The sequence below is a fragment of the Paraburkholderia sp. BR10954 genome (genome assembly GCF_040965775.1).
Taxonomy (GTDB): Bacteria; Pseudomonadota; Gammaproteobacteria; order Burkholderiales; family Burkholderiaceae; genus Paraburkholderia; species Paraburkholderia youngii.
In genome coordinates, this window is sequence record NZ_JBFRCK010000027.1 from 57,918 (window position 1) to 83,976 (window position 26,059).

The 26,059-nt window shown below is 66.3% G+C and carries 21 protein-coding genes; 13 read left to right on the forward strand and 8 right to left on the reverse strand.

Features of this window, described 5'->3' with window-relative positions:
- Positions 1-224 precede the first annotated feature (224 nt).
- The 5 genes from AB4Y34_RS29775 to AB4Y34_RS29795 all read left to right on the forward strand — a co-directional run bounded on the left by AB4Y34_RS29775 (position 225) and on the right by AB4Y34_RS29795 (position 7,378).
- A complete protein-coding gene (locus AB4Y34_RS29775; protein ID WP_368718026.1) occupies positions 225-3,779 on the forward strand; it encodes a response regulator in 3,555 nt (1,184 codons plus the stop codon).
- A gap of 34 nt (positions 3,780-3,813) precedes the next feature.
- Entirely contained in the window at positions 3,814-4,659 is an 846-nt protein-coding gene (locus AB4Y34_RS29780; RefSeq protein ID WP_368718027.1) for a protein-glutamate O-methyltransferase CheR, read from the forward strand.
- Between the two features lie 37 nt (positions 4,660-4,696).
- The gene (locus tag AB4Y34_RS29785; protein ID WP_368718028.1) at positions 4,697-5,314 is read left to right on the forward strand and encodes a chemotaxis protein CheB; all 618 of its coding nucleotides are present in this window, start codon (positions 4,697-4,699) and stop codon (positions 5,312-5,314) included.
- A 9-nt stretch (positions 5,315-5,323) separates the two neighbouring features.
- Positions 5,324-6,451, forward strand: coding sequence for a response regulator (locus AB4Y34_RS29790; protein ID WP_368718029.1), 1,128 nt, complete (start codon positions 5,324-5,326; stop codon positions 6,449-6,451).
- 102 nt (positions 6,452-6,553) lie between these two features.
- Complete coding sequence (locus tag AB4Y34_RS29795; protein ID WP_368718030.1) at positions 6,554-7,378, forward strand: helix-turn-helix transcriptional regulator; 825 nt, start codon at positions 6,554-6,556, stop codon at positions 7,376-7,378.
- A 24-nt stretch (positions 7,379-7,402) separates the two neighbouring features.
- Here the strand turns inward: AB4Y34_RS29795 and AB4Y34_RS29800 are convergent, their stop codons facing one another.
- Positions 7,403-8,344 (reverse strand): LysR family transcriptional regulator, encoded by a 942-nt coding sequence (locus AB4Y34_RS29800; protein WP_368718031.1) that lies wholly within the window; start codon positions 8,342-8,344, stop codon positions 7,403-7,405.
- Between the two features lie 192 nt (positions 8,345-8,536).
- Here AB4Y34_RS29800 and AB4Y34_RS29805 point away from each other — a divergent pair, with 192 nt between their 5' ends.
- From AB4Y34_RS29805 to AB4Y34_RS29825, 5 genes are all read left to right on the forward strand, one after another.
- A complete protein-coding gene (locus tag AB4Y34_RS29805) occupies positions 8,537-9,736 on the forward strand; it encodes an aromatic amino acid transaminase (protein WP_368718032.1) in 1,200 nt (399 codons plus the stop codon).
- Positions 9,737-9,833: 97 nt separating this feature from the next.
- Positions 9,834-10,628, forward strand: a complete 795-nt coding sequence (locus AB4Y34_RS29810) for a class II aldolase/adducin family protein (RefSeq protein WP_368718033.1) — start codon at positions 9,834-9,836, stop codon at positions 10,626-10,628.
- Between the two features lie 71 nt (positions 10,629-10,699).
- On the forward strand, positions 10,700-11,683 hold the full coding sequence (locus AB4Y34_RS29815; protein WP_368718034.1) for a 2-dehydropantoate 2-reductase: 984 nt from the start codon (positions 10,700-10,702) through the stop codon (positions 11,681-11,683).
- A 203-nt stretch (positions 11,684-11,886) separates the two neighbouring features.
- The gene (locus tag AB4Y34_RS29820) at positions 11,887-12,168 is read left to right on the forward strand and encodes a hypothetical protein (RefSeq protein WP_176384677.1); all 282 of its coding nucleotides are present in this window, start codon (positions 11,887-11,889) and stop codon (positions 12,166-12,168) included.
- A gap of 53 nt (positions 12,169-12,221) precedes the next feature.
- The gene (locus AB4Y34_RS29825; protein ID WP_176384675.1) at positions 12,222-12,449 is read left to right on the forward strand and encodes a hypothetical protein; all 228 of its coding nucleotides are present in this window, start codon (positions 12,222-12,224) and stop codon (positions 12,447-12,449) included.
- 44 nt (positions 12,450-12,493) lie between these two features.
- Here AB4Y34_RS29825 and AB4Y34_RS29830 read toward each other — a convergent pair whose 3' ends face one another.
- From AB4Y34_RS29830 to AB4Y34_RS29840, 3 genes are all read right to left on the reverse strand, one after another.
- Positions 12,494-12,679 (reverse strand): hypothetical protein, encoded by a 186-nt coding sequence (locus AB4Y34_RS29830; RefSeq protein ID WP_176384673.1) that lies wholly within the window; start codon positions 12,677-12,679, stop codon positions 12,494-12,496.
- 21 nt (positions 12,680-12,700) lie between these two features.
- Positions 12,701-14,437 carry an FAD-dependent oxidoreductase gene (locus AB4Y34_RS29835; RefSeq protein ID WP_176384671.1) on the reverse strand — a complete coding sequence of 579 codons (1,737 nt, stop codon included), beginning with the start codon at positions 14,435-14,437 and terminating at the stop codon, positions 12,701-12,703.
- Between the two features lie 113 nt (positions 14,438-14,550).
- A complete protein-coding gene (locus tag AB4Y34_RS29840; protein ID WP_368718035.1) occupies positions 14,551-15,471 on the reverse strand; it encodes an alpha/beta fold hydrolase in 921 nt (306 codons plus the stop codon).
- A gap of 103 nt (positions 15,472-15,574) precedes the next feature.
- On the opposite strand from AB4Y34_RS29840, the gene AB4Y34_RS29845 reads away from it, so the two are divergent.
- Complete coding sequence (locus AB4Y34_RS29845) at positions 15,575-15,973, forward strand: MerR family transcriptional regulator (protein WP_176384669.1); 399 nt, start codon at positions 15,575-15,577, stop codon at positions 15,971-15,973.
- 126 nt (positions 15,974-16,099) lie between these two features.
- On the opposite strand, the gene AB4Y34_RS29850 is transcribed toward AB4Y34_RS29845, so the two are convergent.
- On the reverse strand, positions 16,100-18,073 hold the full coding sequence (locus AB4Y34_RS29850) for an AI-2E family transporter (RefSeq protein ID WP_368718036.1): 1,974 nt from the start codon (positions 18,071-18,073) through the stop codon (positions 16,100-16,102).
- A 143-nt stretch (positions 18,074-18,216) separates the two neighbouring features.
- Positions 18,217-19,497, reverse strand: a complete 1,281-nt coding sequence (locus AB4Y34_RS29855; protein WP_368718068.1) for a DUF445 domain-containing protein — start codon at positions 19,495-19,497, stop codon at positions 18,217-18,219.
- Between the two features lie 216 nt (positions 19,498-19,713).
- On the opposite strand from AB4Y34_RS29855, the gene AB4Y34_RS29860 reads away from it, so the two are divergent.
- Both AB4Y34_RS29860 and AB4Y34_RS29865 read left to right on the forward strand, forming a co-directional pair.
- Entirely contained in the window at positions 19,714-20,916 is a 1,203-nt protein-coding gene (locus AB4Y34_RS29860) for an exonuclease SbcCD subunit D (RefSeq protein ID WP_368718037.1), read from the forward strand.
- Positions 20,913-23,534 (forward strand): AAA family ATPase, encoded by a 2,622-nt coding sequence (locus AB4Y34_RS29865; protein ID WP_368718038.1) that lies wholly within the window; start codon positions 20,913-20,915, stop codon positions 23,532-23,534. Before AB4Y34_RS29860 ends, AB4Y34_RS29865 begins: the two co-directional genes overlap by 4 nt.
- A gap of 34 nt (positions 23,535-23,568) precedes the next feature.
- Here the strand turns inward: AB4Y34_RS29865 and cobJ are convergent, their stop codons facing one another.
- Together cobJ and AB4Y34_RS29875 are read right to left on the reverse strand one after the other, a co-directional pair.
- Positions 23,569-25,323, reverse strand: coding sequence for a precorrin-3B C(17)-methyltransferase (gene cobJ / locus AB4Y34_RS29870; RefSeq protein WP_368718069.1), 1,755 nt, complete (start codon positions 25,321-25,323; stop codon positions 23,569-23,571).
- Positions 25,320-26,051, reverse strand: coding sequence for a precorrin-2 C(20)-methyltransferase (locus AB4Y34_RS29875; RefSeq protein WP_026229202.1), 732 nt, complete (start codon positions 26,049-26,051; stop codon positions 25,320-25,322). The genes cobJ and AB4Y34_RS29875 overlap by 4 nt, the downstream gene beginning before the upstream one ends.
- Positions 26,052-26,059: the final 8 nt, after the last annotated feature.

Consider the following 26,059-nt stretch of genomic DNA (forward strand, 5'->3'; position numbering starts at 1 on the left):
GACCGGTGCGAGCCGGCCAGGTTTCTTTATTGCATCGCGCGCCGAACGCGACCGCTCGCGCGAGCGTGCCGCGCCCTGCCAGCAAGCTCAACCAGCCGCCTTCCGTTACCGGATGAGCGTCGTCCTTGTATGATGACGGCGGTCGCTTCGCGGTACTCAACACTGTGCGCAGACTCGCAAAATATTCCGCATCGACCCGATTCGCCATGCCACTTACAGGAAAAATGACCGCATCGCAGGCCGTCGATCAACCTCGTTTCCGCCGCATCCTTCGCCGCAATATCGCGCTGCCTTTGGGCGTCGGCCTCGTCACGATGGCGCTGTTCGTCGGCCTGATCGCTTACCTCGTGTCGACGATGAGCTGGGCCGAGCACTCCGAGCGCGTGATCGGCGACGCCAACGAAATGCTGCGGCTCGCGGTCGATCGCGAATCGTCGATGCGCGGCTTTCTGATCACCGGTGACGAGAGTCTTCTCAGACCGTATGAAAACGGCGGCCCGAAATTCAACGCGCAGCTCGAAAGCTTGCGGAAGCAGGTCGCCGACAACCCGCTGCAAATCGCGCGGCTCAAGCAGATCGAGGCGTTGCAGCAGCGTTGGACCCGCTTCGCCGAAGAAATCATCGACGCGCGCCGGCGCAACCTGAACTACGAGAGCGCGATCGCGGCGGGGCGCGGCAAGGTCGAATTCGACGAAATGCGCCGCGAATTCGACGATTTTCTCGATGTCGAATTGCGGCTGCGCCAGCAGCGCGCCGAAGCGACGCGCAATGTGACGGCGACGCTGGTTGGCCTGTTCCTGCTGTTCAGCCTCGGCGTCAGCGGCCTGCTCGCATGGCGAGGTCGTCGCGAACTGCTGGACCTGTCGGAGACCTACGACAATGTGTTGCGTCAGCAGGCCGAGCAGACCACGCTGCTCGAGCAGCAGGTCTGGTTGCGCTCGGGCCAGCGCCTGCTGGCGGACAAGGTCGTCGGCCAGACGAGCGCGCCGCTCGTCGGCCGCGCGATGCTCGAGTTTCTCGCCCAGTATCTCGATGCGGTCGTCGCCGCGCTGTACGTGCGCGACCGGCAAAGCGGCACGCTGCGCCGCATCGCCGCGTATGGGTACAGCCGCGACAGCGAACAGACGGCCGCCCTGAGTTTCGAGGAGGGCGAAACGCTGGTCGGCCAGGCCGCGCGCTCGCACCGCACGCTGGTGCTGCGCGACGTGCCCGCCGATTATGTGCGGGTCACGTCGGCGACGGGTAGCGGCGCGCCGCGCAATCTGCTGATCCTGCCGATCGACAACGACGGCCAGGTCAACGGCGTCATCGAAATGGGCTTCCTGCGCGAAGTGAGGCCGCGCGACGAAGAGTTCATGGAGCTGATCCGCCACAGCATGGGCGATTTTCTCGAAGCGGCGCTGTATCGCGAGCGCCTGCAGGATGCGCTCGCCGAGACGCAGCAACTGAACGAGGAGTTGCAGGTCCAGCAGGAGGAATTGCGGGTCTCCAACGAAGGTCTCGAGGAACGCGGCCGCGCGCTGATGGAATCGCAACGGCGCCTCGAAGCGCAGCAGGCCGAGCTCGAACGGACCAACGTGCAGCTCGAGGAATACGCGCAGCGGCTGGAGCGGCAGAAAGCGGATCTGCTGCGCGCGCAGAACGATCTGGCGGCCAACGCGGAGCGCCTCGAACAGTCGAGCCGCTACAAGTCCGAATTCCTCGCCAACATGTCGCACGAATTGCGCACGCCGCTGAACAGCTCGCTGATTCTCGCGAAGCTGCTGCAGCAGAATCGCAGCGGCAATCTCACCGATGAGCAGGTGCGCTACGCGGAGACGATCTACGCGTCGAACAGCGATCTGCTGGTGCTGATCAACGACATTCTCGACCTGTCGAAGGTCGAGGCGGGGCAGCTGACGGTCGAACCCGAAACGGTGTCGATCGACGCGACGCTGCAATCGCTCGACGAAATGTTCCGGCCGATCGCGGCGACCAAGCACTTGCGGGTCGCTTTCGATAAGTTGCCCGGTACGCCGGATACGTTCGTCACCGACGGTCAGCGGCTCACGCAGATTCTGCGCAACCTGCTGTCGAACGCGGTGAAGTTCACCGAGCGCGGCGAGGTCACGCTCGAGGTCGCCAAGGTCGAGGACAACGTGCTGCGCTTCGACGTGCGCGATTCCGGCATTGGCATTCCGGCAGACAAGCTCGACATGATCTTCGAAGCATTCCAGCAGGCCGATGGTTCGACGAGCCGTCAATATGGCGGCAGTGGTCTCGGGTTGTCGATTTCGCGCGAGTTTTCGCGGCTGCTGGGCGGGCGCATTACGGTCGCGAGCGAAGTCGGCAAGGGCAGCGTGTTTTCGCTGTGGCTGCCGCTCGAAGCGGGCGAGGCCGCGGACGGCGCGATCAACGCGGGCATGGGCATGGGCGCGCAGGCGACGGCGGATACGCCGTTGCTATACACGCCGCTCGACGCGGCGCCCGCCGCGGTGATCTCGCCGGCGAATGGTCTGGCAAACCGGGCGTCGCCAGTCGCATCGCGCGACGCTTTGCAGCCCGGCACCGTCGAGCCCGCTGCTGCGCCGATTGCCGACGATCGCGACAACCGCACCCGCGCGGGCCGTTTGATCGTCGCGGTCGAAGACGATCCGCCGTTCGCCGCGATTCTGCGCGATCTCGTGCACGAACTCGACTTCGACTTCGTGCACGCGAGCGACGCCGCCAGCGGCCTCGCGCTGGTGCGAGACATGCGGCCGGCCGCGGTGCTGCTCGATGTCGGTTTGCCGGACCGCTCGGGCCTCACGGTGCTCGAATGGCTGAAGAACGATCCGCTGACCCGCCACATTCCGATTCATATCGTGTCGGCTACCGATCACGCCGACAAGGCGCTGCACCTCGGCGCGATCGGCTACACGCTGAAGCCGACCGCGCGCTCGACGATGGAGGCCGCGATCCGCCGCCTCGAAGCGCGACTGCAACAGCGCCTGAAGCGCGTGCTGGTGATCGAAGACGACGCGCCGATGCGTGCAAGCATCCGCGCGCTGCTGCAAAGCGAGAACACCGAGATCGTCGCGGTCGCGACGCTCGCCGAGGCGTTCGAGCAACTGTCGACGGTGGCGTTCGACTGCGTCGTCACCGATCTCGCGCTGCCCGACGGCACCGGCTACGATCTGCTCGAACGTCTCGCCGCCAACACCGCGCATGCATCGCTGCCGGTGATCGTCTACACGGGCCGCATGCTGTCCGACGAAGAGGAGCACCGGCTGCGCCGCTATTCGAAGTCGATCATCATCAAGGGCGCGAAATCGCCGGAGCGTCTGCTCGACGAAGTCACGTTGTTCCTGCACAGCGTCGAGTCGTCGCTCGCGCCGGAGCAGCAGCGCATGCTGCGCACCGTGCGCCAACGCGACAATGCGTTCGAGGGCCGCACGATCCTGCTCGCCGAAGACGATGTGCGCAACATCTTCGCGCTGTCGCACGTGCTGGAACCGCTCGGCGCGAAGCTGCTGATCGCGCGCAACGGCCGCGAGGCGCTCGACGAACTGGAGAGCGGACCGGAAGTGCATCTGGTGCTGATGGACGTGATGATGCCCGAGATGGACGGCCTGACCGCGATGGGCGAGATTCGCCGCGATCCGCGCTTCGCGCATCTGCCGATCATCGCGCTGACCGCGAAGGCGATGGCGAACGATCGCACGCGCTGCCTCGAAGCGGGCGCCGACGATTACGTGTCGAAACCGATCGACGTCGACAAGCTCGTCGCGCTGTGCCGCGTGTGGCTGCGGCAGCGCTGAGAGCGCGAGCGCAAGCACGCAAGCGAGAAACGCGATGAAACCGTCCGCATCCGACGTACCGCAGCGTCTCAGCGATTTCGACATCGAGCTGCGGCTGCTGCTCGAGGCGATCTATCTGAAGTATCAGCACGACTTTCGCCACTACGCGATGTCGTCGCTGCGCCGCCGCCTCACGCAGGCGCTCGATGAATTCAACGTGGAGACGCTGTCGCAATTGCAGGACCGCATCATGCGCGACGGCAACGAGTTTTCGCGGCTGTTCCGGTACCTGACCGTGCAGGTCAGCGACATGTTTCGCGATCCGTCGTATTTCCTCGCGCTGCGCGAACACGTGCTGCCGCGCCTGCGCACCTATCCGTCGATCAAGGTGTGGATCGCGGGATGCAGCACCGGCGAGGAGCTGTGGTCGCTGAAGATCCTGTTCGACGAGGAGGGCCTCACCGAGCGCACGCTGTTCTATGCGACCGACATCAACCCCGACGCGCTCGCGCGCGCGGAGGCGGGCATCTATGCGCTCGAACGGATCCAGGGCTTCACGCAGAACTATCTGGCGGCGGGCGGCACCCGTTCGCTGTCTGACTACTATCATGCAGCGTATGGCGGCGCGCGCTTTGCCGGCTCGCTGAAAGAGCGCGTGGTGTTCGCCGATCACAGCCTGTCCACCGACGAAGTGTTCCTCGAAGCGCATCTGGTGTCGTGCCGCAACGTGCTGATCTATTTCGACCGCCGCTTGCAGGATCGCGCGTTGGGGCTGTTCGAGAACGCGCTGGTGCGGCGCGGCTTTCTCGGCCTGGGCAGCAAGGAAAGCCTGCGGTTTTCGCGTCACTACCCGGCGTTCGACGAGTTCCGCGCGGCCGAGCGCATTTATCAGAAGCGTTAGCGAGGTCGCGATGCCATCCTTGAACGACGAACCTGCGATGACCCAGACCGCCGATGCCGGCGGCGCCGCGCACCCGCACGCGCCGCGCGGTTACGAGCTGGTCGTGATCGGCGGGTCGGCGGGCGGCATCGAGGTGCTCAACGTGCTGCTCGCCGCGTTGCCCGCGCGCTTCGCGGCGGCCGTGATGATCGTCATGCATCTGCCGCCCGATTCGCCGAGCTATCTGGTGCCGGCGCTCGCGCATCGCTGCGCGCTGCCGGTGCTCGAACCCGATGCGGGCGAGCTGATCCAGCCGGGCCGAGTGCACGTCGCGCCGCCCGGTTACCACATGCTCGTCGAAGTGGACCGCACGGTCGCGCTATCGACCGATGCGGCGGTGCGCTTCTCGCGGCCGTCGATCGACGTGCTGTTCGAATCGGCCGCCACGGTGTACGGCGAGCGGCTGCTCGCGATCCTGCTGTCCGGCGCCAACGACGACGGCGCGCTCGGCCTCGAACGCGTGCGCACGCTCGGCGGCACCGCATGGGTGCAGGACCCCGCCAGCGCCGGTTCGGCGGAAATGCCGCGCGCGGCGATCGCGCGTGGCGCCGCCGATGCGATTTTCAATCCCGAAACCTTGGGCAGGCGCCTTGCCGCGCTGCCGACTTCCCTCTGACCCGGTGCCATGACGAACTCACCTGTGAACATCCTGATCGTCGACGACATCGCCCACAACATCACCGCGCTCGAAGCATTGCTCGCGCGGCCCGACGTCGCGGTGCTGGTCGCCGACTCCGGCACCGCCGCGCTCGATCTGCTGCTCAAGCACGAAGTCGCGCTGGCGATTCTCGACGTCAATATGCCCGGCATGAACGGCTTCGAGCTGGCTGCGCTGATGCGCGGCAGCCCGCGCACCTCGCACGTCCCGATCATCTTCCTGACCGCGACCGCGCAGGACGCGTCGCGCACGTTCCGCGGCTACGAGGCGGGCGCGGTCGATTTCCTGTACAAGCCGTTCGATCCGCGCATCCTGCAGTCGAAGGTCGACGTGTTCGTGCAGCTGGAGCAGCAGAAGCGCCAGCTCGCCGCGCAACTGGTGACGACGCGCCAGATGCTCGAAGCGAACGAAATGCTGATGGCGGTGCTCAGTCACGATCTGCGCACGCCGCTCGGCGCGGTGCTCGCGTCGGCCGAATACCTGATGCGCACGGCCGCCGACGAGCAGGCCGCGACCGTTGCCGCGCGTATGAAGAACAGTTCGCTGAGGATGGCGCGGATGGTCGATCAGCTACTGAACCTCGCACGCCTGCAAGGCGGACGTCTGCCGTTGCAGCCGCGCTCGATCGAACTCGCGACGCTGTGCCGCTCGGTGATCGATGAATTCGCGTCGCAGAAGGGCGGCAAGCAGATCGTGTTCACCTGCACCGGCAATACGGCCGGCGCGTGGGATACCGATCTCGTGTGGCAGGCGGTGTCGAATCTCGTCAGCAATGCGCTGCATCATGGCGCGCCGGAGGGTGATATCGGCGTGGAGGTCGATGGCGAGGCCGAGGATTGCGTGCGGCTGAAGGTGTCCAATCGCGGCACGATTCCGGCCGAAGTGTTTCCGCATCTGTTCAAGGCGTTCGGGTCGAACGGCAACGGCGCGCGCTCGCGCGAAGGGCTCGGGCTTGGTCTGCATATCGTGCAGGAGATCGCGCGGATGCATGGCGGCGACGTCAGCGTCGTATCCAGCGACGAAGCCGGCACGACCTTTACGATCGAATTGCCGAGGGTGGTGGCGTTGCAGCGGGGGTCGTTTACCCGGCGATAAGGCGTCGCTGACGAGTCCATCACGCCGGCAGCCCTGCGCCGCGCGCCCGCTGTGCTACGCTTGCCGCAACCCAATCCACGCAGCGCAAGCACGAATCCCATCATGCGTTCCTGGCGTCTCGCATCACCGCAGCGCAGCGGTCAGATCAGCACCGCGCGCGCCACCGACCTCGTCATGGCGATTTCGCACCCGGATGCCGACGCGCTCGCCGCGAGCATTCTGCAGACGGTGGGCGAATCATTGTCGCTGCCCGTTTCGCAGTGCACGATCTTCGCGTACGAGTTCGATGCGCGGCCGCGTACGGTGTCGGCAGCAGATCATCGCGGCGGGCATTTTCTGCGCGACGTCGCCGAACGCTACGCCGCGCATTTTTATGCGCTGGACGGCAATCGCGCGATCATCGGCCAGACCGACGGCAAGCGGCGCAGCGCTTCACGCGATGCGCTGGTGCTGCATCAGCAGCGCGGCGACGAAATCGAGAATGAAGCGTATCGCGCGGTCTGCTACGCGCAGCCGAACGTATCGGACCGGCTGTCGTTGCTGGTGCAGCCCGCGGATAGCGTGTGGCTGTCGATCAACCTGTATCGCGACCGCGCATACGGCGTGTTCACGCCGGGCGATCTGGAGCGGATCGAAAGCGTCGCGCCGCTGTTCGCGCATGCGGCCAAGGGTCATTACGCGCTGAATGGGCAGCATCAGCAGGGCACCGGCGCGGCGATGCTCGCGCGCGTGCGGCGCGCATGTCCGGCGCTGACGCCGCGCGAACTCGACGCGTTGCGTGGCACGCTCGAAGGCGCAAGCGCCGCCGAGATCGCCGGGCAGATGGGTGTGAAGCCGGCGAGCGTCGTCACGTATCAGAAGCGCGCGTATGCGCGGCTCGGGATTTCGAATCAGCGGCAGTTGTTCGCGCTGTGTATGCAGCCCTAGATGCGCGATGCGTCGCATCGCGCATCAACTCCGCTTACCCCGCGCGTCGGCCTGCGTCTCCCGATCCCAGCGTTTCAACCACGGCATCACGAAATCCGCGAAACCATCGGCCGATGGCGACAGCGCCCGTTCGGTCGAGCGATACACGCACACCTCGCGAATCGTTTCCGGATCGACGATGCGCTTCATCACGAGCCCGAACGTGCGCGCGAGCGGCGCCACATAGGCCGGCGCGAGCGTGACCGCCAGCCCTTGCGCGGCGAGGCCGAACGCGGTGGTCACGTTATCGACGACATCGACCGGAATGATGCGTGCCTCGACCGGCAGATTGGCGCGCATCTGATCGACCGCGCGCTCGTGGTCGCGGCCGGTCGCGACGATCGGCACGTCGCGCAGATGCTGCCACTGCACCCGGCGGCGAGCGGCGAGCGGATGCGCGGCCGCGCACCACATGACCCACGGACTCGCGAACGCGGCCTCGGAGCGCACGCGCGGCCCGCTTTGCCGGTCCGGGCCGATCGCGAGATCGATATCGCCGCTCTCCACGCGCTCCACCAGTTGCTCGACCACGGTATCGCAGACCCGCACGACCACCTTCGGCTTGCCGCGCGCGTACGCGGCGATCGCCGCGGGCAGCGCCGTCGATGCGATCACGAGCGGCGCGCCGACCCGCACGATGCCGGCCGCGCGGTTGCGGATGTCGTCGGCGGATTGGGCGGCCATGCGCACGTGGCGCAGCACCGATTCGGCCGACGCCAGAAAGTCCTGCCCCGCGCTGGACAGCGCGACACGCCGCGTGGTGCGACCGAACAGCCGGAAGCCGAGCTCCCTTTCGAGCTCGGCAAGCAGTTGGCTGACCGCCGACGAAGTCAGCCCGAGCCGCTCTGCCGCCGCGCCGATGCTGTGCAGATCGACGATGGCGAGGAACGCTTCGAATTGGCGGATCGTGACGCGGGTAAGAGGCATACGATCGATTCTAAAGAAAAACTTACGAATCGTGAAAAATCGATTGATTGTGCGCGGCCCGGCGGCGACCGACACTCGTGCGGGTCGACTTAGCCCGGCAAACCCGCTTAGACTTAAGGTTTGCCCTGTCGTCACGCGGCGCGCGGACGACCGCTACAACAGGCCTGCACAGGCCGTCTTCAAGGACCCGTCATGTTCGACCATATTCCCGCCTATCCGGGCGACCCGATTCTGAGCCTGAACGAAGACTTCCAACTGGACCCCCGGCCGAACAAGGTCAACCTCAGCATCGGCATCTACTTCGACGACGCCGGCAAGCTGCCGGTGATCGACGCGGTGCGCTGCGCCGAAACCGCGCTGCTCGACGCGATCGGCCCGCGCTCGTATCTGCCGATGGCGGGTCTGCCGCTCTATCGCGACACCGCGCAGGCGCTGGTGTTCGGCGCCAATAGCGCGGCGCGCGCCGAAGGCCGGATCGCGACGCTGCAAACGCTCGGCGGCTCGGGCGCGCTGAAAGTCGGCGCCGATTTCCTGAAACGCTATTTCCCCGGCTCGCAGGTGTGGATCAGCGACCCGAGCTGGGAAAACCATCGCGTGATATTCGAAGGCGCGGGCCTGACGGTCAACACCTATCCGTACTACGACCCGCAAACGGGCGGCCTGCGTTTCGCCGAGATGCTCGCCGCGATCGACGCATTGCCGGAAAAGAGCGTCGTGCTGCTGCACGCGTGCTGCCATAACCCGACCGGCGTCGATCTGAGCCCGGCGCAATGGGCGGAGCTGGTGCCGGTTTTGCAGCGTCGCAAGCTGATCGCATTCGTCGACATGGCCTACCAGGGTTTCGGCGCCGGCCTCGAAGACGACGCCGCACCGGTGCGCCTGCTCGCCGGCGCGAACGTGCCGCTGATCGTCGCGAACTCGTTCTCGAAGAATTTCTCGCTGTATGGCGAGCGTGTCGGCGCGCTGAGCGTGGTCTGCAAGAGCGCCGACGAAGCGGCGCGCGTGGCGGGTCAGCTGATGTCGGCGGTGCGGGCGAACTACAGCAATCCGCCGACGCACGGCGCGCGTCTCGTCGCCAACGTGCTCGCCGATGCGACGCTGCGTGCGTCGTGGGAAGCCGAGCTGGGCGCGATGCGCGAGCGCATCCTCGCGATGCGCAAGGTGATCCACGCGGGGCTCGACGGACGCGTCGATGAAGTGATGCGCGCGCGCTATGTCGCTCAGCGCGGCATGTTCACATACACGGGCCTGTCCGAACGCCAGGTCGAGCGTCTGCGCAACGAATACGCGGTGTACGTGCTGCGCTCGGGCCGTATGTGCGTCGCCGGGCTGAACGCGCGCAACGCGGACTATGTCGCGTCGTCGATCGCGGCGGTGGTGTCGGGCGCCTGAAGCCGTCCGGCGGTCAAGCCGCTGTTGCGGCACGCGTGAATAAGGTGGCGGCGCGCATGGGCGCGCCGTCACAACCACAATCATGGAGACACTGACGATGGCCACGACCCTCGAAGCGCAGCCGACAAGCCCGGCCAGACCGGCCGCGATGCATCCGGACGAATGGCAGGCGCGCGTGCAGCTCGCCGCGTGCTACCGGATTTTCGATCTGCTCGGCTGGACCGAGATGATCTACAACCACATCACGCTGCGCGTGCCCGAACCCGTCAGCGGCGCCGAGCGCCACTTCCTGATCAACCCGTTCGGGCTGCACTACAGCGAAGTGACCGCGAGGAATCTGGTGAAGATCGATGCGCAGGGGCGGGTGCTCGACGGCTCGCCGTATCCGGTGAATCCGGCCGGCTTCATCGTGCACGCGGCGATTCACGAAGGCTTGCCCGACGCGCACTGCGTGATGCACACGCATACGACCGCGGGCGTCGCGGTGGCCTGTCTCGAAGAGGGCCTGCAGCAGACCAACTTCTATAGCGCGCAATTGCACGACCGGATCGCGTATCACGACTTCGAAGGCATTACGATTCATGCGGAAGAGGGCCCGCGGCTGCTCGCGCATATCGGCGACAAACAGGCGGTGATCCTGCGCAACCACGGTCTGCTATCGTGGGGACGGACGTTGCCGCAGACCTTCGCGATTCTGTGGACGCTGAATCGCGCGTGCGAAATCCAGATGGCGACGTTTTCGATGGGGCGCGCGCGGCCGGTGCCGGAGGAGGTCGCGATTCGCTGCTCGCGCGACGCGTTGCAGTTCGACCCGCGCCACGGCGCCGGGCAGGACGTTTTCGATGCGCTGGTGCGGCGGGTCGATCGGATCGATGCGAGCTACCGGCAATGAATGAAGCCACGCATAAAACAGCGCGACAATCAACGCTGCGATAAACACAGAAACAGGCAAGGATTCAGGCGATGAAAGTAGCGATCTACGGCGCCGGCTCGATCGGCGGCTGGATGGGCGTGAAGCTCGCGCAGGCTGGGCATCAGGTCAGCGTGGTCGCGCGCGGCGCGACGCTCGACGCGGTGCGCCAGCACGGCCTGCGGCTGATCGAAGGCGGCGTGATCTACGCCGAGCAGGTGAAGGCGAGCGACAAGCCGGCCGATCTCGGCGTGCAGGAGCTGGTCGTGATCGCGGTGAAGGGCCCGGCGATGGCGGCGGTGGCCGCGCATATCAAACCACTGCTCGGCCCGGAAACGATCGTGCTGACCGCGATGAACGGCGTGCCGTGGTGGTTCTGCGACGGCCTCGGCGGCGAGCTCGCCGGCCAGCGCCTGAAGACGATCGATCCCGACGGCGCGATCGCAGCCGCGATCCCGGCCGCGCAGACTGTCGGCTGCGTCGTGCATGCCAGTTGCCTGATCGACGCACCCGGCGTGATCCGGCATCACCAGGGCAATGGGATGATCGTCGGCGAGGCGTCGGGTAAGGCGAGCGAGCGTGTCGAGTTGCTTGCCGCGCTGCTGCAGGCGGCGGGCTTCCATGCGACGGCCTCCGCGCAGATCCAGCGCGACGTCTGGTTCAAGCTATGGGGCAACATGACGATGAACCCGGTCAGCGCGATCACCGGCGCAACGACCGACCGGATTCTCGGCGACGAACTGGTGCGCGGCTTCGTCACGCACATCATGCTGGAGGCAAAGGAAATCGGCGCTCGCTTCGGCATCCCGATCGACCAGGCGCCCGATGACCGTCACGCGGTCACGCTGAAGCTCGGCGTGATGAAGACGTCGATGCTGCAGGACGTGCAGGCCGGCAAGGCGGTCGAACTCGATGCGCTGGTCGGCGCGGTGCGCGAGCTTGGTCAACTGACGCGGGTGCCGACGCCTTATACGGATGCGTTGCTCGGGCTCGCGAGGCTGCATGCGAGTACGTTGGGCTTGTATCCGAGGCAGTGAAGTTGTTGTCGTAACGCCTTCGGTTCGAAGAAGGAAGAAGAGCCGCGCGTTGATCGCGCGGCTTTTTTGTGGGCATTCGCAGAAAACGGGGCTTCATTCAAAACGCATCAAGCGTCGCCGTCCTCTAGTCAGCGGTGTAACCACCGCCACGGGCACACGGGCAATTACGCGTCGCTGTGGCCGTCTGCAACTGGGAGACAGCGATGGGTATCAATGTAAATGGCCAACTGCTCGGCAGCGGAGTCGATCTGAATGCGGGCGACTCCGCGTTCTGGTGGGTGGGTCCGATGAACTACGGCGAAATCCTGTGGGCGGCAGCGATCCCCCTGTCGGGACCGCCGTGGGACAAGAACATCGAAGTCCGCAACCTTTCCAACGATTGCGACGCCGAAGGCAATCGCGTCGTGCTGCTGGAGGTGCATAACACGAGCGCAACCGACTATGCTTCCTACGGACTCTTCATTGCATGGACCGACGCAATATGAACCCGGCCGCTGTGCATCCGCTCAATTCCATCGAACATGACGAGGAGTCCCCCATGAAGGTCCATATCGAATACGATCCGCAAGGCAATATCAAAGCGATCGCCGTGCAGGCTAGCAGCGGCCAAAAGCGCGGGATGCTCAAGGCGAGCGCTGGCCACAGCATCGCCGAAGTCGATTTTCCCGACGGCAAGCACCCCGGCGATCTCGATCATTTGAAGGAGATTCGCCAGCGCTATCGCGTCGAGCCGCATGGCGGCGGTCATCGGCTCGCGGAAAAATAATCCTCTTGTCACCGCCTCCTGGGAGGCGGTTTCTTTTGCCCCTGCTAGACCGCGACGGCAGCCGGCAGCTTCGCCGCTTCGATCAACGACAACGCGCGCCGCGGGTCGTCGAGTTCGGTCAGGCACAACAGCGCGAGGCGCGCCAGATACAGCGACGCCTGCGCTTCGCCTTCCTGGGTCAGCGTGTTGCACAGCGTCGTATAGACGAGGTCGAGATCGGAATCGGTCATGGTGTCGAGGGTCCTTGCGCGTTAGTTCTGCGGCGTCAGCGTGGCATCGAGCGCGTGCCGCACGGCGGCCGCGCTGCCGTTGCGCCAGCGCGCCAGCACGTGGCCGTCGGGGCGGATCAGATAGACAGTGCCGGGCTGTGCGTCGAGCATGTGGTGCAGGCGGCCGGTTGGGTCGATCGCTTGAGGGCTGTTCGCCGATTGAGCTTCGGCCGTGACGATATCGATCAGGTTGAACGGAATGTCCTGGCTGGCTAGCATGCTTTGCAGTTGCTGCCACGACTCACCGTCGTTCGCGTGGTCTGCGTCGAAGCGGATCGCCGTAAAGCACGGTCCGAGCAGGTCGGTTAGGTGAATGCCGAGCCGTGCGCCATCCTGCGATTGTTTCAGCAGCCTGCACTCGGGCAGCACGGTGCCCGGCGCGGGGCCGCGATCGAATGCATCGGCCTTGTCGCCCACGAAGTTCAGCGGCGATTGCCGATACGCGATCGCATGCGTCTGGCGCGGATTGATCAGCGGCCGCACCGCCGCATGACGCTCGGCGAGTCCGAGCACGGCCGTGCGCAGCAGATCAAACGCGAAGGTCGGCGGTGCCATGAATTCGGTGCTTTTCATGCCATAGCTCAGATTCTCGCGCGCCGCGTACACACGTTCGTCGCTATAGCTATCGAGCAGCGCTGGCGACGCGCTCCCGTTGATCACGCAGCCGAGCTTCCAGCCGAGATTGTCGGCGTCGTCGATGCCGGAGTTCGCGCCGCGCACGCCGAAGATCGGCACCAGATGCGCGGCGTCGCCGGCGAACAGCACGTTGCCATGCCGGTAGCGTTCGAGTGTCAACGCATTGGCCTTGTAGATCGTGATCCAGATCGGCGACCACGCGCCGGTTTCGCCCATCGAGTCGAGCAGGTTTTGCACGCGCGGCATCACGTTCTCGGGCAGCACGGCGGCGTCGGGGTCTTCGTCGTCGCGCAACTGATAGTCGATACGCCACACGTTGTCGGGTTGCTTGTGCACCAGCACCGTCGAACCAGGATTCGACGGCGGATCGAAATAAGCGAGGCGTTCTGTCGCGCGCGTGCTGTCGAGTTCGATATCGACGATCACGTAGCGGCCTTCGTAGGTCGTGCCGGTGAGCTTCAATCCGAGCAGGTCGCGAATCGTGCTGCGTCCGCCGTCGCAGGCGACGACCCACGCGGCGTCCATCTGCCAGCTCGTGCCTATGGAACCGGCAGATTCGGCGCTGCGCAGCGTCAAGGTCGCGCCGCCTAGCGGCCGTTGCACGAGGCCCGTCACACGCGTTTGCCAACGCACGTCGATCAGATCGGCGTGCCGTTCGATCTCGTCGAGCAGCAGTTGCTCGATCCGATACTGCGCGATATTGATCATCGGCGGCAGCGACTGCTCGTCGTCCTGATGCATCGCGAAGCGGAACACCTCGGTGTCGCGATAGAAGCTGCGCCCGCCGGTCCACGCCAGCCCCTTTTGCAGAAACCCCTCCACGACGCCGAGCCGTTTGAAGATTTCGAGGCTGCGTCGCGAGATGCAGATCGCGCGGCTGCCGGTGCAGACGCTGTCGTCGGCCTCGATCAGCACCGAGCGCACCCCCTGGCGCGCGAGCGCAATCGCGAGCGTCATGCCGACCGGACCGCCGCCGACGATCGCGACGGCGCGCGTTTGTGGATCGCGTCCGTCGACGAGCGGCGGCAGCGCGGCCGGATAACGGCGCGGCGCGAACGGATAGGGTTTGAACGGACGGGTCATGCGTGTCTCCGGTTTGCTTGCGTTATCGACGCAGTATGCGGCAGCGTGCGTGCGCGGCTGTCCGCATTTTGGGTACGACGCCGCGACGCGAGCTGACCCCGTCCAGGCTTGCGTCAGTGGGTCTTCAGGAATTCGACGATCAGGCCTGCGATTTCCTGCGGTGCGTCTTCGAAGCTGTAATGGCCGACTCCCGCGAGCCGGTGAATCGGCGCCAGCGGAAATAGTTCGCTGAACAGCGGCAGCAAGTGTTCCGCGGCCAGCGTACGGTCGGCATCGCCCCAAATGGCGAGCGCCGGTTTCGACCGGATCGCGTCGAGCGCAGCAGCGTCGGGCACCTCGAAACGATGCGCCCCGATCGCGAAGCCTTTGGCCCAGCCAATTGCGCCGGCGCTGTCGGCGGGCACGACGAAACGCGAACCGTAGGCGCGCAGCCACGTATCGTTGATGCGCGTATGGTTTTCGAAGCCGTTGAGCTTCAACGTACTCAGGATATTGAAGCCGAGTTCGCCCAGCACGGATTCAAGGCGCCCTTGCGATTCGGCGCGAACGATCCACTGGAACCACGGCGCGACCGCGGTATTGGCGTTCCATCTATCGAGTAACGTGTGCTGACCAAACGGAGTCGGGCCATTCGTGCTGACGATTCGGCGAATGCGGCTTGGATGCCGCGCGGCGAGTCCCATGCCGACCGGGCCGCCAAAGTCGTGCATGACGAGCGTGATGTCGTTCAAATCCAGGGCCAGCACGAACTGTTCGAGATTGTCGATATGATCCTGCAGCCAGTACGTGCGATGTTCCGGGGTCTCGCTCTTGCCGAATCCCATGTGATCGGGCGCTATCACACGGTAGCTGCCTGACAACGCCACGATCAGGTCGCGAAACAGATAGCTCCATGTCGGTTCCCCATGCAGACACAGGACAACCTCGCCATCGGTGCGGCCTTCATCGACGTAATGCATTCGAAAGCCGGCAGCGTCGCTGAAGCGCGGCGAAAACGGAAACGTTCCGTCAAACGTGTCATCGGTGGATGTCATGAGCAAGTCCCTTGGCGAATGTAGCGGCGGGCGATCCGGCCAGCCAGATCAGGCTAAACTTTGACAGCGTTGTCAAAGTCAAGCGTTTCGTATGGGAGATGTCATGCGTATCGGTGAACTGGCTCGCCGCAGCGGCGTTAGTGAACGCATGCTGCGCTATTACGAACACGAAGGTTTGCTCAAACCAATGCGAACCGAATCGGGCTACCGCGATTACGGTCCGCAGGAGATAGACGCGGCACACCGTATCCGCGTGCTCAGCGCGGCGGGACTGAAGATCAGCAGTATCCGGTTGTTGCTGCCCTGTGTGCTCGGCGCCAAGCCCGTTTTCCATCCGTGTGCCGAGGCACGCGCTGCGTTGCGGCGCGAGGTCGAAAAGCTCGACGTCAAGATGCGCGATCTCGGAGAAAGCAGACGAGTCGTCGCGAGTCTGCTCAAAGCGATCGATGCCAACGAGACATTGCAGCTTGGTGGTCGGGAAGGAAGCCTCGACGGACCATGAGAATGGGATTCGAGCGAGGCTTAACGTAAGCCCTGAGCGGGGCGGTGCGCGCTAGCCATAGCCGCAGATGGATGCTTGAAGCAAAAATCCTGGTTTTTCGACGTGGCCTGCTTCAGGCCAACAGCCTCAGCCCGCGCTTGCCGCCTGCGATTGCTGCCGCATGGGCTGCGCGCTCGTCGCCGCGTGACAAGCCTGGATCATTGCGCGGAACGTCGGCGACGCATGCAGCTCGCCGCCCGCATCGAGTTCGGCGCTGTCGTCCGGCGCGTCGCCGACGCCGACCACCAGCGTCGCGCGGGGCCGCCATTCGCGCGTGCGCCGCAGCATGTTGCGCAGATACGGCGGCGACTCGGGCGCGTCGAGCGACACGATGCAGATGATCGAGGTGTCCCTGAAGCTCGGCTCATCGGCGCGCGCGCTGCGATAGCCGGAGTGCGTCGCCATCAGCGGCGCGAAACCCTGGCGCTTCAGCAGTTGCACGGCGATGGCCGTCGTCACTTCGTCGAATGCGCCGCGGCCGGGCACGCACAACACCGCCGCCTTGCCCGCATCGTCCGACTGTGGCGAGCGCGACAGCGGATCGCTGCCGTAGCGCTCCGAAGCACCCGCGCCCGGCGACGCCAGCTCCGGCGCCCCCGCGAGCAGCGCGTTACCCGCGTCCGCCGATTCGGCAGGCGACAGCGTATCGGGCAGCCCGTCGGCGATTTCGAGGTTCTCGACGATATCGGCGAGCGCGTCGTTGATCCGCTGCAACTGCCCGGGCATCAGCACGCCGCGCTGCGCGTCGTTGCGCGCGAGCCGCAGGCCTTCGAGCGCGACCTTGTCGTAGTAGTCGATCAGCGACATCTCGCGCAGCAGCCGTTCGGCCTGCACGATCGCCTCGTGCGGATCGTCGGCGAGCAGGCGCTGATAGAAGTTCTGCGCGGGAGTCAGCGCGGGCTGATCGCCGAGCAGCACGGTCAGGAAGTTCAAGCGGTCCGCGTAGCGCCCGAGCGTGACGACGCACAGCGTGAGCGGCGTCGACAGCACGAGGCCGATCGGCCCCCACAGCCAGCTCCAGAAAATCGCCGCGACCACCACCGCGAGCGGCGACAGGCCCGAGCGATGACCGTACAGCAGCGGCTCGGCGATCTGCCCGGCGACCACGTCGACGACGATGAACAGGATCAGCGTGAGGACCGCCATCGTCCATTGCGGCTGGATCGCGGCCGCGAGAAATACCGCGAGGATCGCGGCGATCCAGATGCCGATGTACGGCACGAAGCGCAGCAAAGCGGCGATCACGCCGAACAGCAGCGCGCCCGGTACGCCGATGATCGCGAGCCCGATCGCGATGATGCCGCCCGCGCTCAGATTCACGCCGAGCTGCGCGACGAAATAGCGTGACAGGCGCCCGGCGGCGTCGTTGATCGCGGTAGTCGTGCGGTGCAGGTCGCGCGAGCCGAACAGGCTGATCAAACGGTCGCGCAAATCCTCACGTTGCAGCAGGATGAAGATCGTCACGACGAGCACGATGAAGGTCGTCTCGATCGGCGCGATGGCCGGCGTCAGCGCGCGCTGCGCGAGCTGCACCGGCGTCGGCGCGGGCTCGTGCACCTCAACCTGTTGCGGCACCTGCGGCGCGTTGCGCGCGGCGCGGCCGGTCGGGCGCGGCGGCGCGGGACGCGACGGCGCCATGCGCTGCAACGCGCTGGCAGCGCTGCTCATCAGCGAATCGGCGCGGCCCACGGTCTTTTCCTGCACGGTTTCGATCTTCTGCTCGATCGCTTCCTGGTACTGCGGCAGGGCGTTCGCGAGCTGCACGAGCTGCGCGCCGATCAGCGCGCCTATCGCGAGCAGCGACGCGAGAGCGAACAGCACCGCGATGAAGATGGACGGCAACTGGCCCATGTGCAGACGCCGCAGCATCTGCACGAGCGGCGCGAGCAGGAAGCTCAGCAGCACCGACAACGTGATCGGAATCAGCACCTCCCGCCCGAAGTACAGCGCACACACGACCACCACGCCGGTGATTAGCGACACGAGGCCATGCAGGCCCGGCGTGCCCGGCGGATAAACGCGGTTGGGGCGCCCATGCGGCGGCGGTAGCGATATTTTCATGTAAACACAATTCCGGTTGGGACGCGTTGACGACCGAGCGGAGCACTGGTCGTCCGCAAGACATATGCCCGAATTGTAGGCGGTTTGGTGGGAGCAGGGCTCAGGCGCGGCTGCGCGGCGGGTGGCTCGATGAGCTCGAATCGTCAGCCTACATGCACTCGCAACATCTCCAGCAATTGCGAACTCGCGTACAGCAGCAAGCCGATAAATCCGCCGACGATCGTCCCATTGATGCGGATGTACTGCAGATCTTTGCCGATATTCATCTCGACCTGCCGGGACATCTCATGCGCGTCCCAGTTCTTCACGGTATCGCTGATATGGCGCGTCAGGAACTGCGCGAAGTCCGGCGCCATCGCGCGCGCGGCTTCTTCGAGGTGATCGTTCAGCGATTGCCGCAGCGCTGGGTCGCGCGCGAGTTCGCGGCCGACCCACGCGCCCATCGCGGCGACACGCGCATGCAGCGCCGAGTCGGTGCTTTGCAGATCGCGCTTGAGCCACGCGCGCAGTTCGCCCCACATGTCCTTCACGTAGCTGCTGAAAGCCTCGCCTTCGACCAGATAGCGCTTCAGCGCTTCGCCCTGTTGCAGAAAAACCGGATCGGTCTTCAGCCGCACGATCAGCTTCTGCACCATCCGGTCGAACCTGTCGCGCAGCTCGTGCGTGGGGTTCTCGGCGATCTGTTCGAGCATACGGTTCGCGGCGCTCGCGATCGCTTCGGCGCCCTTCTCGCCGATCCACGCCGACGGCAGAAACTTCTCCATCGTCGGATACTCGCTTTTCACCCAATCGACGATGCGCGCGGCAATGAACTCGCGCGCCGGCGCTTCGCGCAGCACCGCGATCACCTGATCGATCGCGGTGTCGAGCAGTTCCTGATGACGGCCGTCGCGCGTCAGCGTGTCGAGGATCGCGCCGAGCGATTGCGACAGATCGACCTTCGCGAGCACGTCGCGCAAGCCGACCTTGATGAAGTTCTGGATGCGCGCGTCGTCGGCCACCTCGAGGATGCCGCCGGTGAGGCGCACCACGTAGTCGCCGAGGCGCTCGGTGTTGGCCGATTCGCTGAGCCACGCGGTGATGGTCTGCGCCGGATCGTGCCGGCGGATCAGACCGACCAGCGACGGCACGTCGAGAAACTTGTCCTGCACGAAGTGCGCGAGGTTGTCGGCGATCTTGTGCTTGTTGCGCGGGATGATCGCGGTGTGCGCGGACACGACCGGAATCGGCACGCGGCGAAACAGCGCCGCGACCGCGAACCAGTCGGCGAGCGCGCCGACCATCGCGGCCTCGGCGACGGCCTTGATGCCGTCGACCCACAGGCCGCGCGGCAGGAACGCGGTGACGACGAAAACGCAGGCGGCCGCGAGCAGCAGCAGTAAAGGCGTGCGCTTGGCCTTCTTCAGTTCGGTGGTCTTGTCCATCGGGCGCGGTTGATCGTGTCGGGCGGCGGGCGGCGGGCGGCTGAAAGGTGGCGCGGCAGCCGGTTCGGTTGCAATGATGCGGTACGGCCCGCGCACGCGTCCAGCCTGGATGCGCGCGCGCGATACGCGCAGGGGCTTCGGCAAGGTAACATTCGCGGTTGGGCTCGTCGTCGAGCCACCCGCAAGACGACGCAACGCAATCGCAATGGAGGCACAGTGATCAGGTTTCTGCACACCGCGGATTGGCAGATCGGCACGCAGTTCGGTCAGTTCGAAGCGGACGAGGCCGCGCATCTCGCTCAAGCGCGCCTCGACACGGTGCGCCGCATCGCCGAAGAAGCGGCCGCGCGCAACGTCGACGCGGTGCTCGTCGCGGGCGACGTGTTCGATCTGCAGACGGTGTCGGACACCGTGATCCGGCGCTTGTTCGCCGCGCTGCAAGCGTTTTCCGGAACGTGGATCATGCTGCCGGGCAATCACGACGCGGCGCTGGTCGAAAGCGTGTGGACCCGCGCGCAGCGGCTCAATTGCGTGCCGCCGAACGTGCGCGTCGTGCTCGAAACCGGCGTCGTGCTGCTCGACGCGTGCCGTTGCGCGGTGCTGTGCGCGCCGCTCACGCAGCGCATCACCTACGACGACACCACCGCATTCTTCGATTCCACCGAGACGCCGCACGCCTATCACCGCGTGGGGCTCGCGCATGGCAGCGTCGGCGGCATCCTGCAGGAGGGCATCGATTCGTCGAACCCGATCGCGCCGACGCGCGCCGTGAGCGCGCGGCTCGACTATCTGGCGCTCGGCGACTGGCACGGCCATCTGCGTGTCGGCGAACGCACGTGGTACGCGGGCACACACGAACAGGACCGCTTCCGCGCGAACGAACCGGGCTTCGTGCTCGACGTCACGATTAGCGAGCCGGGCGCGATGCCGCAGGTCGACGCGGTGCGAGTCGGGCAATACCGGTGGCATCGCTGGGACGAGACGATTTCGGTGCCGACCGACATCGACGCACTGAAAGCCCGCCTCGCCGAACTCGGCGCGAATGACGTGCTGCGCATCGAGGTCGGTGGCACGGCGGCGCTCGCCGATGCCGAGGCGCTGCATGTCGCGGTCGAAGAGGCTCGCGCCCGGGTGCGCGCGTTGCGTGCCGATCTGAGCAGCCTGCACGTGCTGCCCACCGCCGACGATCTCGCCGAACTCGGCGCGCAAAGCGGCTATCTCGCGAAGGTGGTGGCACGGCTGCGCGGCTTGCAGGAAGACGCGCAGGCCGATCCACAACAGGCGCGGCGCGCGGCGGAAGCGTTGCTGCTGCTGGCGCGCTTTCAGCGCGAACAGTGGCACCGCGATTCCCATGCCGCACCACCTGCGCAGGCGCGCGATCGGCAACCTGAAGCGCCGCGTGAAGGAGCCTGCGCATGAAGCTGCAACGTATCGCGATTCAGGAATTCAGGCAGTTCGGCGGGCGGATCGTGATCGACGATCTGCAGCCCGGTCTCAACCTGTTCGTCGGCCCGAACGAGGCCGGCAAAAGCACGATTGCCGAAGCGGTGCGCACGGTGTTCCTCGAACGCTACAAGGCCTCGCACCTGAAGGACCTGTTGCCGTGGGGGCTCGCGAACGGGCAGCCGTCGGTCGAGGTCAGCTTCGAACTCGATGGGGTAGCGTGCCGTCTGTCGAAGCAGTTCGTGTCGCGTCAGCGCTGCGAGCTGAGGATCGGCCAGGCCGTGTACAGCGAGGACGAAGCCGAAGACAAGCTCGCCGCGCTGCTCGGCTTCTCGCGCGCGGCGCGCGGTCCGATGAAAGCCGAGAACGCCGGCGTGCCGGGTCTGTTGTGGGTGCAGCAAGGCGGCACGCAGGAGATGCGCGATTCGACCGGGCACGCGGCGCAGTATCTGCGCGACGCGCTCACGCAACTTTCGGGCGGCCGCGAAGCGGGCGGCGAGGACGCGCTGATCGCGGCCGTGCAGCGCGAGTTGCGGCAACTGCTGACCGCGCGCACGCAGAAATCGACCGGGCCGCTTGCCGAGGCGGAGCAGAAGCTCGCCGCGCTGATCGCGAGCCGCGACGAGCTGCGACAGCAGCGCCAGCAGTTCGACGACAACATCGCGCGCCTCGCCTCACAACAGCAGGCATTCGACGACGCCGAGCGCCGGCGTCCGTGGGAGCTTCACGAGCAAAAAGCCGCGCTCGCGCAGCAACGTGCCGCGGCGGTCGAACAACTCGAACGCGATCTCGAAGGGCTCGCGCAATCGCTGAAGATCGGCGAGGCGGAACTCGCGTTGTCAGTGCAGCAGGAGCAGGGTGCGCTCGAACTGGAGGCGGCCATCGCGCGCGAGCGCGAGCAGCTCGACGCGGCGCGCGCCGAAGTCGCGGCTGCGCAAACCGCGCATGCGCAGGCGCAAAGCCGCGTGGCGCAATTCGAGCAGGCAGCCGCCGAGGCGAACCGCGCGCTCGAACTCGCGAACGCGGCCGTGACCGCCGCCGATCTGCGCAGCCAGGTCGATTTCTATCGGGCGGAGAGCCAGCGGCTCGAAGCGTCGATCGGTGAGGCGGACAAGGCGAACGCGGCGGTGCTGCAGGCCGCGCGCGACGCGGCGGCGCTCGAACTCGACGACGCGCAATTCAAGCGCCTCGTCACGCTCGACGGCGAATTGACCGTGCTGCGCGCGCGGACCGAAGCGGCGATGACGCGCGTCGAGTACAGCTTGAACGGCGAGTTAAGCGTCGGCGCTGTGACGATCAGCGGCACAGGCGTGCTGCGTGTCGACGAAGAAAAACGCATCGGCCTCGGCGAGCTCGGCGAATTGCGCGTGATTCCGGGCGTGTCCGATCTGTCCGCGCAGTTGTCGGAACTGGCGTCGCTCGAGGCGCAGCACGCTCAGTTGCTGCTCACGCTGGGCGTCGCGTCGGTGGGCGATGCGCAGGCGCGTCACGAGCAATGGAAAACGCTGGTCGCGCAACAGAAGAGCCAGACCGGGATACTCGAGGTCCATGCGCCGCAAGGCATCGATGCGTTGCGCGCGGCGCTGGCATCGACGGCTGCGCGCTTGCAGGCGTCGAGCGAGCGCCTTGCGGGTCTGCCCGACGTGTCGGCGGCGCCGCCGCTCGACGACGCGCGCCGCAATGCCGAAATCGCGCGCGACACGTTGGAGGCCGCGCGCAAGGTGCTCGCGCAGGCGGCGGGCGCGCAATCCACCGGCGTCGCGAAGGCCGATTCGCTCACGGCGCAGCTGCAGCGCAAAGAAGCGCAGCTGGACGACGAAGCGTTCCGACGCAACCGCGCGCAGTGGCAGGCGCATATCGTCGAGCAGCGCGTGAAGGTCGATGTGCTGAAGAACCAGCGCGGCGAGCGCGAGCGCGAACTCGATGCGGCGCGTCTTGACGATCCCGTGGCGGAGGCGAAGCGCTACCGCGCATCGGCGGAACTCGCGCGCAACGAGCAGCACGAGCGTCAGCTGCGGATCGCGGAGCTGCGTAGCCAGCTCGAAACGATGGGCGCATCGGGTCTCGGCGAACGGCTTGCCGTGCTCGAAGCGCAGGTCGAGCAGGCCACGCGCCGCAAGGACGAACTGAGCCTGCGCGCGAGCGCGCTGAATCTGCTCGACGAAGTGCTGGTCGACGAACGCGACGCCGCGCTCGCGCAACTGCGCGCGCCGTTGACCGAGCGGCTCGGTCACTACCTGAAGCGGATTTTTCCGCAGTCGAGCCTCGCTTTCGGTGACGATCTGATTCCGGCGATGCTCGATCGCGACGGCCGCGCGGAACTGCTCGACGCGCTGAGCTTCGGTACGCGCGAACAGCTCGGCATCCTGGCGCGACTCGCGTACGCGGACCTGCTGCAGGCCTCAGGCCGGCCGACTCTGCTGATGCTCGACGATGCCGCGGTCCACACCGATGCCGCGCGCCGCGACGCACTCAAACGCGTATTGATCGACGCGGCGACGCGGCATCAGATTCTGGTGTTCACGTGTCATCCGGAGTTGTGGGACGACCTGGGCGTCAGGCAGCGGGCGGTGCAGGATCTGAAGGTGGCATGAGCGGAGCGGGCTGGCACCACCCGGTACGGCCCGCTTACTCGTACCACCGCGGCGTGTACACCCACTGCGCGCCGTTGTCGCCGCAAGCGAATTTTCTCGTCAGCGACGACCCGACGATCACCATCGTGCGCATATCCACGTCGGCCGAGCGAAGCTCGCCGAGCGTCAGCGTGCGCAGCGTGCCACCGGGCCGGCCGATATCGCGCCCGAGCACCACCTGGGTCGATGGCGCGCGATATTCCCGCACGATATCGAGCGCCTTGTCGAGTTGCCACGGACGCGCGCGCGAAATCGGGTTATAGAAGGCCATTACCAGATCGGCTTGCGCCGCATGGCGCAGGCGGGTTTCGATGATCGTCCACGGCTTCAGGTTGTCCGACAGCGACAGCATGCAGAAGTCGTGGCCGAGCGGGGCGCCGGCCTGCGCGGCGGTCGCGAGCGCGGCCGACACGCCCGGCACGATCGATAGTTCGACGGCGGCCCATGCGTCGTTGCGCGATGCTTCGAGCGCTTCGAGCACGGCGGCCGCCATCGCGAACACGCCGGGGTCGCCCGAGGACACCATCACGACCGAGCGGCCTTCGCTCGCGAGCTCGAACGCGTGCCGCGCGCGCTGCAATTCCTCGCGATTGTCGGTGCCGTGCACACGCTGATCGGCGCGCAGCGGGCCAGCCATTTTCACGTAGGTGTCGTAGCCGAGGATGTCGGTCGCTTCGTTCAACGCGGTGCGCGCGGCCGGGACCATCAGTTCGGCACACCCGGGGCCGAGGCCGATCACGGTCAGACGGCCGCGCGGGCGGCCGAGCGTCGCCGGGTCGATGGCGAGTGAGGAGAGGGCGAGCGCGACGTTCGGATATGCGTCGTCGTGCAGCGTTTCGTGGGGGACGCGTAGCGCGGTATGCAGCAAGCGTGCGGCGCTCGATTCGCCCGGTTCGGCGCTGGCATCGGCGAAACGTAGCGGCACATCGAGAAGCCGTGCCGCTTGCGTGAGCGCCGGGTCGGCCATGCTGGGCGACGGCGCTAGCAAGGCCGCGAGCGAAAGCATCGCGAGACCGTGCGCGTTCAGTGCCGCGCGCACGCGTGCGACGATCGCATCGGCGCAGTCGGCATCGTCGCTGACGACAGCCGCCACCACGCTGCGCGGATGAATCACGAGCTCGTCTTCGCGCCCATCCCATGCGCGCGGCGTCACGCGAATCGCGAGACGCGCCGAGTCCGAGCGCGGCAGTTGCGCGTCGTCGAGCCACGGGGCGTCGCCTTCGATGCGCGTGCTTTCGCCCGCGAGCAGATCCGACACGAAGCGCTTGCCCTGGCCGAGATCGGCGAGTGCATAGCCATCGGGTGGATTGAGCACGCAGGTGCCGAAGCGCAGTTCGCCACTCGTCGTGATCGCGGGCTGCACGGCCAACGCGGCAGCGATGTCGCGCGCCATCAGGTTGACGCCCGCGAGGCCGCCGAGCAGCGGCACGACCGCGCTGCCGTCCTCGGCAACCGCGAGCACCGGCGGCTCGGCGCCTTTGTTCGACAGCAGCGGCGCGAGGCAGCGAATCACGATGCCGGCCGCGCACAACGCGACGATCGGCGTGCCGCGCGCATACAGCTCGCGCAGATGCGCGCCGAGTTCGCTGTACGACACGTCGGCCTCGACGCGGCCTTGCAGCGCGTGGACCCGACATGCCGTGGCAACGCCGGCCGCGGCATGCGCGTCACGCTCGATATACAGCGCCTGAATCCGCCGCGCCGTCGCGAGCGCGCCCGTGCCGAGAATCACGATCGCGGGCGCGTTCATCCTTGCCATTTCTGCCCCGGCACAACCAGCAGCGAGAAATACGGCGATGCCATCGGATCGACTTCGGCGAGCGGCACGATGCGCTGATTGCGCATCGTCGCGCGTTCGACGTACAGCGCGCGCTGCGCGAGTCCGAGTTCGTCGAGCACGCGCCGCACCTTGTCGAAGTTGCGGCCGAGTTTCATGATGACCGCCGCGTCGGCATCGGCCAGACGGCGGCGCAATTCGTCTTCGGGCAACACGCCCGACAGCACCGACAAGCTCTGGTTGCGATACACCAGCGGCGCGCCGAGCACCGCCGCGCCGCCGAGCATCGAGCAGACGCCGGGCACCACCTCACTGTCGTAGCGCGCGGCGAGCCGGTCGTGCAGATACATGTACGAGCCGTAGAAGAACGGATCGCCTTCGCAGACCACGGCGACGTCGCGGCCCGCGTCGAGATGGCCGGCGACGACTTCGGCGGCGGTGTCGTAGAAGTCCGCGATGATCGCTTCGTACGACAGCGGCGGTTCGAGCGCTTCGGTCGTGACCGGATAGACGAGCGGCAGATGCTGCTGAGCGTCGTGCAGATGCGCCTCGATGATGCCGAACGCATTGCCCTTCTTGCCCTTCGCGACGAAATATGCGACCACCGGCGCCGCTTTCAGCAACCGCAGCGCTTTCAACGTCAGCAACTCCGGGTCGCCGGGACCGACACCGATGCCGTACAGCCGGCCACGGCTCGTTATCTGGCTCG

What these genes read in the sequence shown, in the direction of transcription:
- AB4Y34_RS29775 (WP_368718026.1), top strand. Translation starts at nt 225, where the DNA reads ATGACCGCATCGCAGGCCGTCGATCAACCTCGTTTCCGCCGCATCCTT.
- AB4Y34_RS29780 (WP_368718027.1), top strand. Translation starts at nt 3,814, where the DNA reads ATGAAACCGTCCGCATCCGACGTACCGCAGCGTCTCAGCGATTTCGAC.
- AB4Y34_RS29785 (WP_368718028.1), top strand. Translation starts at nt 4,697, where the DNA reads ATGACCCAGACCGCCGATGCCGGCGGCGCCGCGCACCCGCACGCGCCG.
- AB4Y34_RS29790 (WP_368718029.1), top strand. Translation starts at nt 5,324, where the DNA reads ATGACGAACTCACCTGTGAACATCCTGATCGTCGACGACATCGCCCAC.
- AB4Y34_RS29795 (WP_368718030.1), top strand. Translation starts at nt 6,554, where the DNA reads ATGCGTTCCTGGCGTCTCGCATCACCGCAGCGCAGCGGTCAGATCAGC.
- AB4Y34_RS29800 (WP_368718031.1), bottom strand. Translation starts at nt 8,344, where the DNA reads ATGCCTCTTACCCGCGTCACGATCCGCCAATTCGAAGCGTTCCTCGCC.
- AB4Y34_RS29805 (WP_368718032.1), top strand. Translation starts at nt 8,537, where the DNA reads ATGTTCGACCATATTCCCGCCTATCCGGGCGACCCGATTCTGAGCCTG.
- AB4Y34_RS29810 (WP_368718033.1), top strand. Translation starts at nt 9,834, where the DNA reads ATGGCCACGACCCTCGAAGCGCAGCCGACAAGCCCGGCCAGACCGGCC.
- AB4Y34_RS29815 (WP_368718034.1), top strand. Translation starts at nt 10,700, where the DNA reads ATGAAAGTAGCGATCTACGGCGCCGGCTCGATCGGCGGCTGGATGGGC.
- AB4Y34_RS29820 (WP_176384677.1), top strand. Translation starts at nt 11,887, where the DNA reads ATGGGTATCAATGTAAATGGCCAACTGCTCGGCAGCGGAGTCGATCTG.
- AB4Y34_RS29825 (WP_176384675.1), top strand. Translation starts at nt 12,222, where the DNA reads ATGAAGGTCCATATCGAATACGATCCGCAAGGCAATATCAAAGCGATC.
- AB4Y34_RS29830 (WP_176384673.1), bottom strand. Translation starts at nt 12,679, where the DNA reads ATGACCGATTCCGATCTCGACCTCGTCTATACGACGCTGTGCAACACG.
- AB4Y34_RS29835 (WP_176384671.1), bottom strand. Translation starts at nt 14,437, where the DNA reads ATGACCCGTCCGTTCAAACCCTATCCGTTCGCGCCGCGCCGTTATCCG.
- AB4Y34_RS29840 (WP_368718035.1), bottom strand. Translation starts at nt 15,471, where the DNA reads ATGACATCCACCGATGACACGTTTGACGGAACGTTTCCGTTTTCGCCG.
- AB4Y34_RS29845 (WP_176384669.1), top strand. Translation starts at nt 15,575, where the DNA reads ATGCGTATCGGTGAACTGGCTCGCCGCAGCGGCGTTAGTGAACGCATG.
- AB4Y34_RS29850 (WP_368718036.1), bottom strand. Translation starts at nt 18,073, where the DNA reads ATGAAAATATCGCTACCGCCGCCGCATGGGCGCCCCAACCGCGTTTAT.
- AB4Y34_RS29855 (WP_368718068.1), bottom strand. Translation starts at nt 19,497, where the DNA reads ATGGACAAGACCACCGAACTGAAGAAGGCCAAGCGCACGCCTTTACTG.
- AB4Y34_RS29865 (WP_368718038.1), top strand. Translation starts at nt 20,913, where the DNA reads ATGAAGCTGCAACGTATCGCGATTCAGGAATTCAGGCAGTTCGGCGGG.
- cobJ (WP_368718069.1), bottom strand. Translation starts at nt 25,323, where the DNA reads ATGAACGCGCCCGCGATCGTGATTCTCGGCACGGGCGCGCTCGCGACG.